Source organism: Bacillus sp. FSL R5-0712, assembly GCF_038593285.1.
Classification (GTDB): Bacteria; Bacillota; Bacilli; order Bacillales; family Bacillaceae; genus Bacillus; species Bacillus safensis.
In genome coordinates, this window is sequence record NZ_CP151981.1 from 441515 (window position 1) to 455961 (window position 14447).

13 protein-coding genes are annotated in these 14447 nt (G+C 43.9%); 7 read left to right on the forward strand and 6 right to left on the reverse strand.

Features of this window, described 5'->3' with window-relative positions:
• The first annotated feature begins 4 nt into the window (after positions 1 to 4).
• The 5 genes from NSU11_RS02105 (at position 5) to NSU11_RS02125 (ending at position 5690) form a co-directional block, all read left to right on the forward strand.
• Positions 5 to 751: an amino acid ABC transporter ATP-binding protein gene (locus NSU11_RS02105; RefSeq protein WP_044332617.1), complete on the forward strand. Its 747-nt coding sequence runs from the start codon at positions 5 to 7 to the stop codon at positions 749 to 751.
• Positions 752 to 785: 34 nt separating this feature from the next.
• Complete coding sequence (locus tag NSU11_RS02110; protein WP_308281038.1) at positions 786 to 1943, forward strand: amidohydrolase; 1158 nt, start codon at positions 786 to 788, stop codon at positions 1941 to 1943.
• Positions 1934 to 3268, forward strand: coding sequence for an MmgE/PrpD family protein (locus NSU11_RS02115; RefSeq protein ID WP_171463952.1), 1335 nt, complete (start codon positions 1934 to 1936; stop codon positions 3266 to 3268). The genes NSU11_RS02110 and NSU11_RS02115 overlap by 10 nt, the downstream gene beginning before the upstream one ends.
• A gap of 312 nt (positions 3269 to 3580) precedes the next feature.
• Positions 3581 to 4273, forward strand: a complete 693-nt coding sequence (locus tag NSU11_RS02120) for a response regulator transcription factor (RefSeq protein ID WP_044335526.1) — start codon at positions 3581 to 3583, stop codon at positions 4271 to 4273.
• Positions 4263 to 5690 carry a HAMP domain-containing sensor histidine kinase gene (locus NSU11_RS02125; protein ID WP_034622940.1) on the forward strand — a complete coding sequence of 476 codons (1428 nt, stop codon included), beginning with the start codon at positions 4263 to 4265 and terminating at the stop codon, positions 5688 to 5690. The genes NSU11_RS02120 and NSU11_RS02125 overlap by 11 nt, the downstream gene beginning before the upstream one ends.
• 38 nt (positions 5691 to 5728) lie before the next feature.
• Here NSU11_RS02125 and NSU11_RS02130 read toward each other — a convergent pair whose 3' ends face one another.
• The 5 genes from NSU11_RS02130 to NSU11_RS02150 all read right to left on the reverse strand — a co-directional run bounded on the left by NSU11_RS02130 (position 5729) and on the right by NSU11_RS02150 (position 11122).
• Positions 5729 to 6574 (reverse strand): GAF domain-containing protein, encoded by an 846-nt coding sequence (locus tag NSU11_RS02130; protein WP_025093640.1) that lies wholly within the window; start codon positions 6572 to 6574, stop codon positions 5729 to 5731.
• A gap of 164 nt (positions 6575 to 6738) precedes the next feature.
• Positions 6739 to 8115: an aspartate kinase gene (locus NSU11_RS02135; RefSeq protein ID WP_024425532.1), complete on the reverse strand. Its 1377-nt coding sequence runs from the start codon at positions 8113 to 8115 to the stop codon at positions 6739 to 6741.
• A gap of 174 nt (positions 8116 to 8289) precedes the next feature.
• Positions 8290 to 9726, reverse strand: coding sequence for an MDR family MFS transporter (locus NSU11_RS02140; protein WP_044335522.1), 1437 nt, complete (start codon positions 9724 to 9726; stop codon positions 8290 to 8292).
• A 16-nt stretch (positions 9727 to 9742) separates the two neighbouring features.
• Positions 9743 to 10609, reverse strand: a complete 867-nt coding sequence (locus NSU11_RS02145; protein ID WP_234107571.1) for a TetR/AcrR family transcriptional regulator — start codon at positions 10607 to 10609, stop codon at positions 9743 to 9745.
• Positions 10610 to 10747: 138 nt separating this feature from the next.
• A complete protein-coding gene (locus NSU11_RS02150) occupies positions 10748 to 11122 on the reverse strand; it encodes a hypothetical protein (protein WP_117590485.1) in 375 nt (124 codons plus the stop codon).
• A gap of 126 nt (positions 11123 to 11248) precedes the next feature.
• Between NSU11_RS02150 and NSU11_RS02155 the strand changes: the two genes are divergently transcribed.
• Entirely contained in the window at positions 11249 to 11560 is a 312-nt protein-coding gene (locus tag NSU11_RS02155) for a metalloregulator ArsR/SmtB family transcription factor (protein WP_024427315.1), read from the forward strand.
• 31 nt (positions 11561 to 11591) lie between these two features.
• Here the strand turns inward: NSU11_RS02155 and NSU11_RS02160 are convergent, their stop codons facing one another.
• Entirely contained in the window at positions 11592 to 13016 is a 1425-nt protein-coding gene (locus NSU11_RS02160) for a PLP-dependent aminotransferase family protein (RefSeq protein WP_198457085.1), read from the reverse strand.
• 109 nt (positions 13017 to 13125) lie between these two features.
• Between NSU11_RS02160 and gabT the strand changes: the two genes are divergently transcribed.
• The gene (gabT, locus tag NSU11_RS02165; RefSeq protein ID WP_171463961.1) at positions 13126 to 14442 is read left to right on the forward strand and encodes a 4-aminobutyrate--2-oxoglutarate transaminase; all 1317 of its coding nucleotides are present in this window, start codon (positions 13126 to 13128) and stop codon (positions 14440 to 14442) included.
• The last annotated feature ends 5 nt before the right edge of the window (positions 14443 to 14447 follow it).

A 14447-nucleotide genomic window follows, 5' to 3' on the forward strand; every position in this document is an offset into this window, starting at 1 on the left:
GGACATGATCAAGCTCACCAATTTGAAGAAATCATTCGGCGACCTTGTCGTCTTAGACGGAATCAATCTCGACGTGAAAAAAGGGCAGGTTGTGGCCATTATCGGACCTTCTGGCTCCGGTAAATCCACCTTGCTGCGCTGTTTAAATTTATTAGAAACACCTGATGAAGGCACGATTGAAATTGGCGATGCGAAGCTCGATGCGTCCAAATATTCACGTAAAGAAGCCTATCACCTGCGTCAACAAACGGCCATGGTGTTTCAAAACTATAATTTGTTTAAAAACAAGACAGCACTGCAAAACATTACAGAATCATTGCTAGTAACGAAAAAAATGACGAAGCAGCAGGCGAATGAAATCGGTATGAAACTGCTGAAGCAGGTAGGATTAGAGCAAAAGGCTGACAGCTATCCAGTCACATTATCTGGCGGACAGCAGCAGCGGATTGGGATTGCCCGCGCGTTAGCGGTTGATCCACATGCGATTTTGCTGGATGAACCAACGTCAGCGCTTGATCCAGAGCTTGTCTCAGGTGTGCTTCAAGTCATTAAATCCATTGCGATTCAAGAAACAACAATGATCATCGTCACACATGAAATGGCATTTGCAAGAGAAGTGGCAGACCATGTGATTTTCATGGCGGATGGTCATATTATCGAGCAGGGGACGCCAACTGAGCTATTTGATGAAACAAAGAATGAACGAACGAAACGATTTATCCAAAAAGAAGCAGCGGCTGAAGAAGCATAAGCTGCTTTTTATTCTTTAGAGGGGTGAGTGTCTAGTGAAATCAATAGGAAATGAAGCTTTAAACAAACGTTTGATCAACATTCGCCGAGCGCTTCATGAGCATCCAGAGCTGGCGTTTGAAGAATATGAAACGACAAAGAAACTGCGCCACTGGTTAGAAGAGGAAGGGATCACTGTACTTGATATCCCAGCCCTTCAAACAGGCGTTGTCTGTGAAATCAAAGGAGAACAAGAGGGGCCAACAATTGCTTTGAGAGCCGATATTGATGCACTTCCGATTGAAGAGGCATCTGGCGAACCATTTTCTTCAAAGGTACCGGGTAAAATGCATGCATGCGGTCATGATTTCCATACAGCTTCTATTTTTGGCGCGGCTCTTTTATTAAAAGAGCGGAAACACGAGATCAAAGGAACGGTGCGTATTTTGTTCCAGCCGGCTGAGGAAGTTGCTCAAGGGGCGAAACACGTCATAGAGGCAGGCGTTTTAGATGGAGTCGATGCGATTTTCGGTATGCACAACAAGCCTGACCTGCCAGTTGGCACGATTGGCATCAGAGAAAAAGCATTGATGGCGAGTGTGGACCGGTTTGAAATCGATATTAAAGGAACGGGTGGCCACGCCGGTATTCCAAATCACACGGTAGACCCCATAGCCATCAGCGGGCAGATCACAAGCGCCCTTCAGCAAATCGTCAGCCGCCGCATCAGCTCCTTGCATCATGCGGTTGTCAGTATCACACGTATCAAAGGCGGTACATCATGGAATGTCATACCCGACCGTGTTGAGATGGAAGGAACCGTTCGCACGTTTGAGCCTGAAGTAAGAGCGATGATTCCGGAGCTTATGAAACAAATCGTCAGCGGAATTGCAGGAGGATTCGGAGCAGAGGCTGAAGTGAGATGGCATCCTTATTTGCCTTCTGTCATGAATGATGAGCGTCTGACAAAGGTAGTAGAAGAAACGGCTGGCTCACTTGACTTACATGTCGTGCAGGCAGAGCAGTCACCGGGCGGAGAAGATTTTGCTCTTTATCAAGAACGCATTCCAGGCTTTTTTGTATGGATGGGGACTAGTGGTACGAAGGAGTGGCATCACCCTGCGTTTACATTAAATGAAGACGCACTTCCAGTTTCCGCTGCCTTCTTTGCTGAGCTTGCCGTTCGGGCATTGGAGTCTCGATCATGGAATTAACAAAACATCTGGCAGAAGCAGTGCTTTCTGCTGATCCGCTGCAAGATGAGCGGGCCATTCAAATGGCTAGAAATGGCCTGTTAGACGCGGCAGCATCAGCGCTTGCTGCGAAAGAGGATGAAGGGATCCAAAAGCTGATGCAGCTTGTTGAACAGGAAGGCGGAGCCGCTCAGATTCCTGTCATTGGACAAGGAAAGAAGGTGAGCCGCCAATCTGCAGCAATGCTGAATGGCTACCTCATCCATGCCCTTGATTATGATGATGTGCACTCAGATGTGAGAGGACATCCGAGCGCGGTCATCATTCCAGCGCTGCTATCACAGCTGACAGATGGCAAAGGGTATGGCGAGCGGTTTTTAGCTGCCTACATCACAGGTGTTGAAGTGATGGCAAGACTTGGCGAATCGATCGGTAAGGCGCATTATGAGCGGGGCTGGCATAATACAGGAACACTCGGAGCCATTGCGGCAGTGTGTGCGATTGGCTATTTGAAACAAGTCTCCAAGGAAGAACTGACGAAAGCAATCGGCTTTGCCGGAGCGCAATCAGCCGGAATGCGAAAGCAATTTGGCTCTGATATGAAACCATTACAAGCCGGCTTAGCTGCTAAAACAGCCGTTTGGTCTATGGATTTAGCTTGTTCAGGTTTTGGCGGGAATGACTCGGTTCTTGATGGCGTGCTTGGTTTCTTTTCACTTTATGGAGATCTGGAACTTGCGAAAAGCCGTTTGCTAGAGGGCTATGGTTCTACATGGCGTATCGTTTCACCGGGGCTGTGGTTCAAAGTATATCCATTCTGCTCAGCAGCCCACCATGCAGCAGATGCGATCCAATCCTTAATGAAAGAGCGGTCTTTCTTGCCGGAGCAGGTAAAACAGGTCGATGTCATATTCCCGCCAGGCGGGGATGCAGCGCTTATTGAGCGGACACCTTTAACCGGGGAAGAAGGACGATTCAGTGTCGAATATGTCATCGCACTTGCAGTGTTTGGACAGACGCTTACGCTGGATGCCTTTACGAAAAAAAACATTCCATTCGACATGCGGACATGGATGAAGCGGGTGAGCAGAGGATATGATCAAACGACAGTACCCCATCCCGATGCTGTTCCAAAAGGACGCTTTACGATTGTGAAGCTCACCTTAACTGACGGCACCACCATGAGCAAGCGGGTTGATATTCCGCAGGGAGCACCAGGCTGTGCGTTATCGAAAGAAGACATCATACAAAAGTTAAGCAGCATCACAAGCGCATCTCAGGCACAGCAGATTTTACAGGCGGTTGAAGAGGAAAACAACGCTGCTTATTTGAAGTTGCTGGCATGATAAAAAAGCTCATCGATATAGTGATGAGCTTTTTTAAATAGATCTATCCTATAACTGTCAGGAAGTTCTTTCTCTAAATATATGTAAATGACGCTGTCCTATTTCAACCAATATCTTGACCATCTTCTGCAATGCCATCATAAAAAAACCTCATGTGATTCACCGCAGTATTAGTTCTTTCAATAAGTATGAATAAAAGATGACCAAACGATGATAAGTTCATAAAAACAGTGGAATCCAATTGAGATTTGAAAGGGAACATGTAAAATAAAGCTACATAAAGAAAAACAATGGTAGCAGCGGAGGCTGATCATGAAAATATTAATGATTGAAGATAATCAGAGCGTTTGTACAATGACGGATATGTTTTTTCAACGAGAGGGATTTCAAGCGGAATTCGTTCATGATGGATTAGAAGGATTGAATCGCTTTAAGCAAGAGGAGGATTGGGATCTGCTCATTTTAGATGTCATGCTTCCTTCGATGGATGGTCTGACCATTTGTCAAAAAGTGCGCCAGATCAGTGACATTCCGATTATCATGCTGACAGCCAAGGAAACCGAATCTGATCAGGTGCTTGGTTTTGATCTTGGGGCAGATGATTATGTGACCAAGCCCTTTAGTCCACTAACCTTGATGGCAAGAATTAAAGCGGTGAAACGACGCTTTGCTCATACAACTACTCAAGAAAAGCTGAATGAGGGCGAACGGCTGGAGACAGCACATTTTCAGTTGGATAAAAAAACGAGGGAAGTTTTCCTAGATGGAGAGCGAATAGAGAACCTCACACCGAAAGAATACGATCTGCTGTGCTTTTTTATTCAGCATCCTCGGCAAGTATTTTCACGAGAACAATTGCTTGAGCAAATTTGGGGATACCAATTTTATGGAGATGAACGAACGGTAGATGTTCATATTAAACGGCTGCGTCAAAAAATTGGGGACGGGCCTAAGCCCTTTTTGTATACAGTATGGGGCGTAGGGTATAAGTTCGATGAAGATTAAATATTTTTATCAGCTGCTGATCAGTCACCTTGGGTTATTGCTCATTGCCATTGTCATTATCAGCACCCTTTTATCTCATTTTGTGAAAGATATTGCCTATCAAAACAGAGTGAATGAAATGAGCTCCTATGGGAATGAAATCTTGCAAGATTATAAACGACTTCCTAAAAGCGAAATGACCTTTCGTCTGCGGCCATTTGAAGATATTCTTTCGACGAGGCAAATTCGTTTTTTCGTGTTTGATGAAAAAGGAGATATTCTGTCTCAGCAGCAAGTGATGCCGCCGCATGAAGTATTATTGACAAAGGATTTATGGGCCAAACTCTCAAAAGGAGAGCAAATCATTGTGAAGCGAAGTGATTCACGCCGCCTTGATCAAGAGGCATCACTTGTGGCGCTCCCTGTCATGGAGGATGGAAAGCTAAAGGGCGGAGTTGTCCTTATTGCCCCGATTCAAGGCGCTGAACAGCTCATCGCCCAAATGAATCGTTATCTGTATATCATCGTATTTGTGGCGCTGACGATCACCTTTATTCTCAGCCTGTTCCTGTCTAAATTTCATGTGAACCGCATCAAAAAGTTGAGAGAGGCGACTGAAAAGATTGCGCAAGGTGATTACAACATCAAGCTTGAAAACAAACACCTTGATGAAATAGGCACACTTGGTGAGGATTTTAATATGATGGCCAAGCGTCTTCAGCAATCAAGAGAGGAAATTGACCGGCTCGAAAAGCGCAGACGTCAATTCATCGCAGATGTGTCTCACGAATTGAAAACACCGCTGACCACCATTCGAGGACTGGTGGAATGGCTGAATACTGCGGATGTGTCAGCAGAAGAGAAAGAGAAATGCTATGCCTTAATCACTGATGAGACAAAACGTATGTTGCGCCTCGTCAATGAAAATATGGATTATGAGAAAATTAGATCGAATCAAATTACCCTTCAGAAATTTCATTATCCACTCATTGACACATTTGAAGTGATGAAAGAGCAGCTGAGCCGAATCGCCGAAGAGAAAAACAATCAGCTGATCGTGGACGTTGATCCCGAGCTAAAGGTTTATGCAGATTATGACAGGCTCATTCAAATACTTGTCAATATCACAAAGAACGCGATTCAATTCACAGAAGACGGCCGTATTTACTTAAGAGGAAAACAAGAAAATCAAGAGACGATCATCGAAGTGGAAGACACAGGCATTGGCATTGCGCCAGACGAAGTCAAACACATATGGGAACGTTTTTATAAAGCGGATATCTCAAGAACGAATACACCGTATGGAGAATACGGATTGGGCTTGTCTATCGTGAAGCAGCTTGTGGACCTGCATGAAGGGCATATTGATATGAAAAGTGAAAAAAACAATGGAACGACATTTACCATACGACTGCCGTTTCCAAAAGAAAAAGGCTAAAATGAAGTTCATTTTAGCCCTTTTTGGTGAATCACCACTTATTCATTTTTGGTAAACGTCAACCCAATATGGGCAAGTGCCTGTGGCAAGTCTTTCCGGATGGTGATGTCTTTAAACGATATATTGGATTGAATCGCACTTAAAGCAAGGTCTTGCTTAATACCTGTTAAAACTGCCGAAATTCCTAAAAGTCTCAGCGTTTGTGCGTAGCTGACCAAATATTGAATGCTTTGTTCATTCAGGCTTTTGGTTCCCGATACATCAATGACCAAATGAGAGAGCGACAGCCTGTAGCTTTCCTGTAAAATGGTTTCTAAAATATGCTGAGCACGTGTCTCTTCGATATCACCAAGCAGAGGAAGCACAGCGACACCGTCAACAACTGGTACGATCGGTACAGACAATTGCCGAATTTGCCGGTTGGCACGGTCTAGTTCGAGGACATAGCTTAATAATGAAGCCATCGTTTCAAACATATACACATGCTCTTCTGTGAACTGCTTCGGCCTCAAATCAAGTCCGCAAATCGTTCCGTAGTTCGTCCCATCTGTGAAATTAATGGGAACTCCAATAAACGAGCCGCCTTGAAGATTTTTCGTAACCTCTAAGTATTTAAAACGGTCATCCTTCGAAATGTCAGGAATCACAAGTGTATCCCGATGATCGACCACAAGCTTGCAAAATGTCTTTTCGTAAGGAAGTTCTTCTCCTTCTTCAAGAAGCTGCTCGTCATGATTTAGCACCTTTACAATTTGATTGGTGTTTTGATCATTTTTAGCAATAAACAGTGTATTCACATCAATGAATTGACTCATCATGTTTAAAATACTAGTAGAAGCATCATGAAAATTGCGAAACTGTTTTAATAGTTGTTGACGAGGCATTGTTTTAGGACTCCTTGTAGCTCCGAACATAGGCCGGAACAGATAGTTGATTTGTCTCTATCATACAAAATCAAACAAGAAATAGATACACTTTAATGCGCAAAAACACTCTGATCGTCGAGATGAAAAAAGACTGCCGATCCAAAGATCTGGCAGCCTTCTGATTAAAGAGAGACAGGGACAGTAGACATAGAGAAAAATTCCTCATACAAGGCTTGAACAGCTTCTTTTTCTTGAGCCGCTTTGACGCCAAACATCATGCTGACCTCTGAAGAGCCTTGATTGATCATTTCAATATTGACCTTCGCTTTTGACAGTGCCTTTGCCGCTCTTGCTGTTGTGCCAACATTATGACGCATCGCTTCTCCTACAACCATAATCAGCGAAAGATTTCGCTCTAAAACGACCTCATCTGCATCAAGCACGACCTTCAAGCGGTCTAGCAGCTCCTCTTCGATATGCTGCTCCTCCAGCTGATCCTGACGTAAAATAATGGTCATATCATCAATGCCAGAAGGAACATGCTCATACGTAAGCCCATACTCTTCTAGTGTTTGCAGCACCTTTCGTCCAAAACCGACTTCTCTGTTCATCAAATATTTACTAATGTAAATACTGCAAAATCCATTGTCTGAGGCGATTCCAACAACAGGTCCATTTGTATGGTCCCGCTGATTTACGATTTTTGTCCCTTTTGCTGACGGGTTGTTGGTGTTTTTAATCTGAACCGGAATGCCTGCACGGAAGGCTGGAATAAGTGCTTCATCATGGAACACAGAAAAACCAGCATAGGACAGCTCTCGCATTTCCCGGTATGTCAGCTCTGTAATCTCTTTCGGTTCATGAACGATTGTTGGATTGACGGCATAAACAGCATCGACATCTGTAAAGTTTTCATATACATCTGCCTTCAAACCGTTCGCCAAAATGGAGCCGGTAATATCGGAGCCGCTTCGCGAAAAGGTGACGATGTCTCCCGCGAGACTAAAGCCAAAAAAGCCAGGGAATATAATAATGCCAGAGCGCTCTCTTAATTTGTACAAATGATCATAAGACTCCGGCAGAACTTGTGCTTGGCCAGGCTCATCGCTCACAAACAAACCAGCTTCCTTTGGATTCACATAATGAGCTTCCACACCCTGGTGGCGAAAATAGGCGGCAATGAGCTTAGCGTTATTGTCTTCACCGCTTGCTTTAATGGCATCAAGATAGCACTCAGGGCGAGATGAATCAGCCTGTAATAATGTGTCTAGATCTTGCCTGATGGTATCGATAATGTCTTGACCTAATCCGAGTTCATCCGCTATTGAGGCATACCTCTCAATGACTGCTTCCTTTAAATCATGTGCTTCGCCTAAACGTAAATATTGTTCACCGCAGCTAATTAATAGATCGGTGACCTTTGTATCCGTTGAATGCCGTTTTCCTGGTGCGGAAACAACGACTGCTTTTCGAGCTGGATCTGCTGTTACAATGTCAAATACCTTTTGCAGCTGCTTGCCAGATGCAAGTGAACTGCCACCAAATTTAACGACCTTCAATGCATACATCTCCTATAGTAAAAATTTTCTCACAAATTGAATAGTTCCTATTATCAACTCTTTTCTTTAAATTATCAAGGTTTTTCTTCACTAGAAATACAAATGTGTTTACAGAGAGGACGATATTGTATGAGTATATGAAAAAAGAGCCGGCCATATGCCGAGCTCTTTTTCTTATGAAGAAGACGAGGAGGAAGATAGCTCCTGCTTCATCACTTTATTCTCACGTTTTTTTTCCTTTAAGAAAAAGGAGAGGACGAGTCCAATGACCGCAATCAGACCAGAAATGAAGAATGACGTATTCATTCCATGAACGGCCGATTTTAATGGATTGACCAATTCTGCATTTGCAGCAGAGCTGCTCATGATGGAAACAAGCACAGCCGTTCCAATGGAACCGCCTATTTGTCTCATCGTGTTATTCATCGCTGTCCCATGAGGGATCAAATGAGGCGGTAAAGAGTTAATACCTGCGGTTGTCAGCGGCATCATGATCATCCCAACCCCGATTAACCGAAGCGTGTAGGCGACCGTAATGAGGGCGATTGATGAATCAAGGGTGAGCAGCATAAATGGCAGGGTGGTAACGGTGAGTATCGTAAATCCGCCTAATGCCAGCCCTTTTCCGCCGACTTTATCAAAAATCCGTCCAATAATCGGTGACAGGAGTCCCATGAAGAGAGCACCTGGCAATAAGATAAGCCCTGTATCAAGTGCAGACAGTCCTCTGACATTCTGCGTATAAAGCGGCAGAATCGTCTCTGTCCCAATTAATAAAGCAAAGACAAGCATGCCGAGGAAGGTTGTTAAGCTAAAGATCGCAAATTTAAATACGCCAAACTCCAGCATCGGTCTTGTTAAGTTCGACTGGCGCAGGATAAAGAAGAACAAGCTCACGGCGCCGACAATCAGCGAAATGAGAACAGTCGCACTCGTCCATCCATACGTGCCGACACTAGAAAATCCGTAAAGCAGCCCGCCGAAACCGAACGACGACAAGATGACAGATAAAACATCAATACGTGTTTCTCTTTGCTGCGTCACATTTTTCATTAAGAAGAAAGCAAGAATGAGATCAATGATACCGATTGGCAGAACAATATAGAACAAGAACTTCCAGCTGAAGGAATCAACAATCCAGCCGCCAAGTGTTGGTCCAAGCGCAGGTGCGAACGAGATGACAAGTCCGACCATGCCCATTGCCTGCCCGCGTTTTTCTTTCGGGAAAATGGTTAAAAAGATCGTTTGCATCAGCGGCATTAAAATCCCTGCACCGGCTGCCTGTACGATACGCGCTGCAAGTAACACCGGGAAATTCGTAGCAAATGAAGCAAGAATTGTACCGGCTGTAAAGATGCTAAGTGCCGTTAAAACTAAAGAACGGCTTGAAAATTTCTCAATGAGGAAAGCCGTAATAGGGATGAGAATCCCGTTTGTCAGCATAAAGGCTGTTGTAAGCCACTGTCCTTTGCTGACCTCAATATTGAAATCTTCCATGATATGCGGGATCGCTGGAATGAGAAGCGTTTGGTTTAAAATTGCAACGAATGCCCCAACGAGGAAAATCCCAACAATCACAGATCGATTATACGATGTAGTTGATTGGTTCATGTTATCCCTTCTTTATCTATAAAATGATGTTTTTCAGCTGTGACACGTTTTGTGATAAAACGCTGTTTTTGCCTAAATAATCGAGCAGTGAGCTGACTAAAAAGGTTCTCGGTTCATCCTTTGATAATTCTTGATTGAGCAGCTCATAAGCAGAGAGGAGATCGTCTTTTTCTTCTCCGTTTGACAGTGCGTGAAGCTCTTGTTTGATCTTCGTTAAGTACGAGATGACAAGTTTTTCTTCATCATATCCGTCCTGTGAGGAAAACAAATAAGAGTCCATGAGCTGATCTGTTAACACAGGCTCAATTGAGCAAGGCTTTTTCGATACACGGTCCATCACACCGATAATCATCTCAGCAGCATTTTCTAATTTGATGTTCTTGTGCTCAATCGCCAGCATTAAAATGAATTCTCTCATTAATCCATTGAGAACAATCACAAGATCCCAGACATAAGGAGCGACAGATTCACCATAGGTGCTCAAAATAATGTCCCTGTGCCGCTGCATGATAATGGAGCGTGTCTCGCGTAAGTGTTTAATGACAATAGGCGAATGCTGAGAAAAAGCTTCAAAGGACAGCATGTTCAAAAATTTATGATTCTCTTTAAACTCTTCAAGCTCAAGCTTGATCTTCTTTGTGAATTTTTCCTTTTTGGACAGCGTCGTTTCTGAATGAATGATGCGGGAAATCTCTCTCATTTTGCGCTGATTGTATTTAATCAGTTCTAGTAGAAGAGCTTCCTTTGAATCAAACAGTTTATAAATAGACGCTTTTGATATTTTACAGGCATCGGCAATTGACTGCATGGAGACACTCATATAGCCTTTTTGAGAAAATAATTTCTTTGAAACCCGCAAAATCTCTTCTTGCTTTTCGTTCATCTTCATAAGTCCTTTCCGAATCGGCAAAACCATATGGTCACAATGGAAACCGAGTGGTCACTTTTGCTATGATAACAAAACCAATGACCCATGACAAGAAAATGAACTTAAAAAAATACCCGTCTGCATGACAGGTATTTATCCTTCCGCATGTGCGGTATATATTTTTGTTTTGCCGTGAAGTTCGACGACCAACATGTCTTCTCTCTCTTTCACAGAGTAAATAGCGGTCCCTTTTTGCAGCCTAGAAGCTGTACCATGTTCAAAATTTTTGACGGCTGTTTTCTGAATGACACCTACTTGCTGATGTTTTGTGACGTGTAAGGATGTCGTCCAATCTACATTTGTTTCATAGACCGTTCCTTCCCATTGAAATAAATCTGCCTGCTGATCCATAGCTAATAACTCTTCAGCACTAGGTGGTTTTGACTGAGAATATTGGACGGACTGGCAGGCGCAGAGGAAGATCGCGAGAATCATCATCAATAAACTCATCCATATATTATGTTTCAAAATGGGTTCCTTCCCTTCAGACAGTCTCATGAATAATGGACGTTTGTGAAGTCATATCGTTACTTGACTAGTCAGCTCCAGGTGAATGAGATTGTATGGTGGCACAAAATACGATACATTTATTGTATGACGAATCCAAACCATCCAAACAAAGAAGACATGAGACTGATTTCTGTGCTGCACGCATTGGCTGATCCAATCCGGTTAGAAATTGTCCGCTGCTTAGCGGAAGCGGGGGAGAGGACATGCGGCACGTATGAGATGAATATTGCCAAATCCACGCTTTCCCATCACTTCAAAGTGCTGAGGGAGGCAGGCGTCGTAAAAGTGAGAATTGACGGGAAGCACCGTTACTATTCTTTAAGAAAAGAAGACATCGAGACCGCTTTTCCTGGACTCATGTCATCGATTCTAGCTGTAGATAAAGAACGGTGGTAAGCCAGCTGTCTATGAAGAGCAGCTGGCTGTTTTATTTCCCGAAAATGGCGTCATACAGCCGTTTTACTGCCGGCTGAATATCCTCTTGCTTCATATGTGAGAAGCCGAGGACGAGTGGAACAAAGCCTGGCTGATGCCCCGGCAATTGCTCATCAAGGGTAAAACGATCCATTCCGTACATTTTCAGCTTTCTTTCTTTCGCTCGCTGTAAAATCTCATGCTGCGTTCGATTTGAGCGGAACTCTGCGATAAAATGAAGCCCGGCATTTTCTCCAATAATCCGCACATTGTCAGCAAAAATCGTATTGAGCTCTTCAATGAGCTGCTTCCGTTTTTCCTCATATAAACCATTCATTCTTTTAATATGCCGTTGATACGCCCCATCTTTTATAAAATGAAGAAGGGTGTATTGTGTAAAAAGATTAGCTGTTTGAATGAAAAAATGCTGTTCCTCCTTATAGCGTCTCAATAAATGCTGAGGCAGCACCATATAGCTTAGCCGCAAGCCGGGCAGCAATGATTTTGAAAAGGTGCCCATATAAATGACTTTGTCATATCGGTCAAGACTTTGCAGCGCCGGAATGCTGTCTGTGCCATATTTAAATTCACTGTCATAATCATCCTCAATGATATAACGGTCTGGCTGATCGGCTGCCCAGTTTAACAGCTGTATACGCCGGGAAATCGGCATAATCACCCCTGTTGGAAATTGATGTGAAGGGGTAATGATCAACACATTTGGCTGTTTCTTATGAATATCGCTCATCCGCACACCTTTTTGGTCAATGCCAATCGTTTCAATTTGGTGATGATTGTTTTTCAGCATTTGAAAGAGCCGGCGGTAGCCAGGGTTTTCTAACCCATATATTTGATCGGCCGGAAGAATGCTTGATAACGAATGGATCAGTGACTGTGTGCCTGCACTTAAAATGAGCTGTTCCGGATAGCATTTGACTCCTCGTGCAAGTCCGATCAGCCGCGCAATCGTTTCCCGCAGTTCATACACACCTTGTGGATGCGGAAGCTCACCGAAGGCTTCTTGGTGGAGATGGATCGCCTTTTGTTCACTTTTCAGCCAGCTTTTAAATGGAAAGTTCGCTGTATCGACGGAGATATGTGAAAAGGAATACCAGTCGTCTCGTGCAATCGGTTCTTCCTTTAAATCTACAGGAAGAGAAGAGGGTTTCAGCTGACCAGATTCATGAAATGTTTCTAGTGATTCCACGAAAAAACCTTTGCGTTCAACCGAATATAAATATCCCTCAGCAAGCAGCTGCTGATAGGCGCCATTCACTGAATTAACGCTGACGTTTAATGTTTCGGCTAACTCTCGTTTAGATGGTAATTGATCATGCGGCTGCAGGTTGCGATTTAAGATTTCTTCTTTGATTTTCATATAAATTTGATGATAAATATATCCGTTTTGCCCTGTTTGATCTAGTTGAATTGTCAGCATCTCACCATTCCATCCTCTCTGGTACCATGAAAAAAATGATATTGGTACTTTCTATCATACCAAAAAATATTCAGAATAATAAAAAAGGATATAAAGGGGATGGATGACAATGAGTCAAACGACAACAAACCGTTTTTCAACCGAAGAATGGCAGGGGAAAAGAGACCAATACGTCGCAAGAGGCGTGAGTAATGGCAACCGTCATCTTGCAGCGAAGGGGAAAGGAGCCGAGCTGTTCGATATTGATGGGAAACGATTTATCGATTTTGCAGGCGCCATTGGCACATTAAACGTAGGACATTCACATCCAAAGGTCGTGGAAGCGGTCAAAGCACAGGCAGATAGCCTGATTCACCCAGGATTCAACGTGATGATGTACGAATCATATATCGAATTGGCAGAGAAGCTGTGCCATCTCACACCAGGGGACCATGATAAGAAAGCCATTTTTCTTAATTCAGGTGCAGAAGCTGTTGAAAATGCGGTGAAAATTGCACGTAAATATACGAAAAGACAGGCTGTTGTGTCGTTTACAAGAGGTTTTCACGGCAGAACGAATATGACAATGAGCATGACGAGCAAGGTCAAGCCATATAAATTTGGCTTCGGGCCATTCGCATCTGAGGTGTACCAAGCACCGTACCCTTATTACTATCAAAAGCCTGAAGGATTAAGCGATGCAGCGTACGACGAGTACATCATTGATCAATTTAATCAATTCTTCGTCGCAGCCGTTGCACCAGAAACCGTTGCTTGTGTGGTCATGGAACCAGTCCAAGGGGAGGGCGGATTCATTGTGCCATCGAAGCGTTTCGTTCAGCATGTCGCTTCATTCTGTCAGCAGCACGGGATTGTCTTTGTTGCAGATGAAATCCAAACCGGTTTTGCGAGAACAGGGAAATACTTTGCGATTGAGCACTTTGATGTGGTGCCGGACTTAATCACCGTATCAAAATCTCTTGCTGCGGGGCTGCCGCTAAGCGGTGTCGTCGGCAGAAAAGAACTGCTTGATGCGGCAGATCCAGGGGAGCTTGGGGGAACATATGCAGGAAGTCCGTTAGGCTGTGTAGCTGCACTGGCTGTCCTTGATATCATTGAAACAGAACAACTGAATCAACGATCTGAACATATTGGGCAAGTCATTGAGGACAAAGCAAATGAATGGAGACAGGCGTATCCATTCATTGGGGAAGTCCGCCGGTTAGGGGCAATGGCGGCAATTGAAATTGTGGAAGATCAAACAACGCGTACACCGGATAAGAAAACAGCCGCAGCGATTGCAGCATATTCAAATGAGCACGGGCTGCTTCTTTTAACGGCAGGGATTAATGGGAATATCATTCGCTTCTTAACACCACTTGTCATCACAGATGAGCTGCTTCACGAAGGACTAGGGATTATCGAGGACGCCTTCAAAGCACGCTAAACAAC

Coding starts and splice junctions, on each gene's coding strand:
- NSU11_RS02105 (WP_044332617.1), top strand. CDS start 5: ATGATCAAGCTCACCAATTTGAAGAAATCATTCGGCGACCTTGTCGTC.
- NSU11_RS02115 (WP_171463952.1), top strand. CDS start 1,934: ATGGAATTAACAAAACATCTGGCAGAAGCAGTGCTTTCTGCTGATCCG.
- NSU11_RS02120 (WP_044335526.1), top strand. CDS start 3,581: ATGAAAATATTAATGATTGAAGATAATCAGAGCGTTTGTACAATGACG.
- NSU11_RS02125 (WP_034622940.1), top strand. CDS start 4,263: ATGAAGATTAAATATTTTTATCAGCTGCTGATCAGTCACCTTGGGTTA.
- NSU11_RS02130 (WP_025093640.1), bottom strand. CDS start 6,574: ATGCCTCGTCAACAACTATTAAAACAGTTTCGCAATTTTCATGATGCT.
- NSU11_RS02140 (WP_044335522.1), bottom strand. CDS start 9,726: ATGAACCAATCAACTACATCGTATAATCGATCTGTGATTGTTGGGATT.
- NSU11_RS02145 (WP_234107571.1), bottom strand. CDS start 10,609: ATGAACGAAAAGCAAGAAGAGATTTTGCGGGTTTCAAAGAAATTATTT.
- NSU11_RS02155 (WP_024427315.1), top strand. CDS start 11,249: ATGACGAATCCAAACCATCCAAACAAAGAAGACATGAGACTGATTTCT.
- NSU11_RS02160 (WP_198457085.1), bottom strand. CDS start 13,016: ATGCTGACAATTCAACTAGATCAAACAGGGCAAAACGGATATATTTAT.
- gabT (WP_171463961.1), top strand. CDS start 13,126: ATGAGTCAAACGACAACAAACCGTTTTTCAACCGAAGAATGGCAGGGG.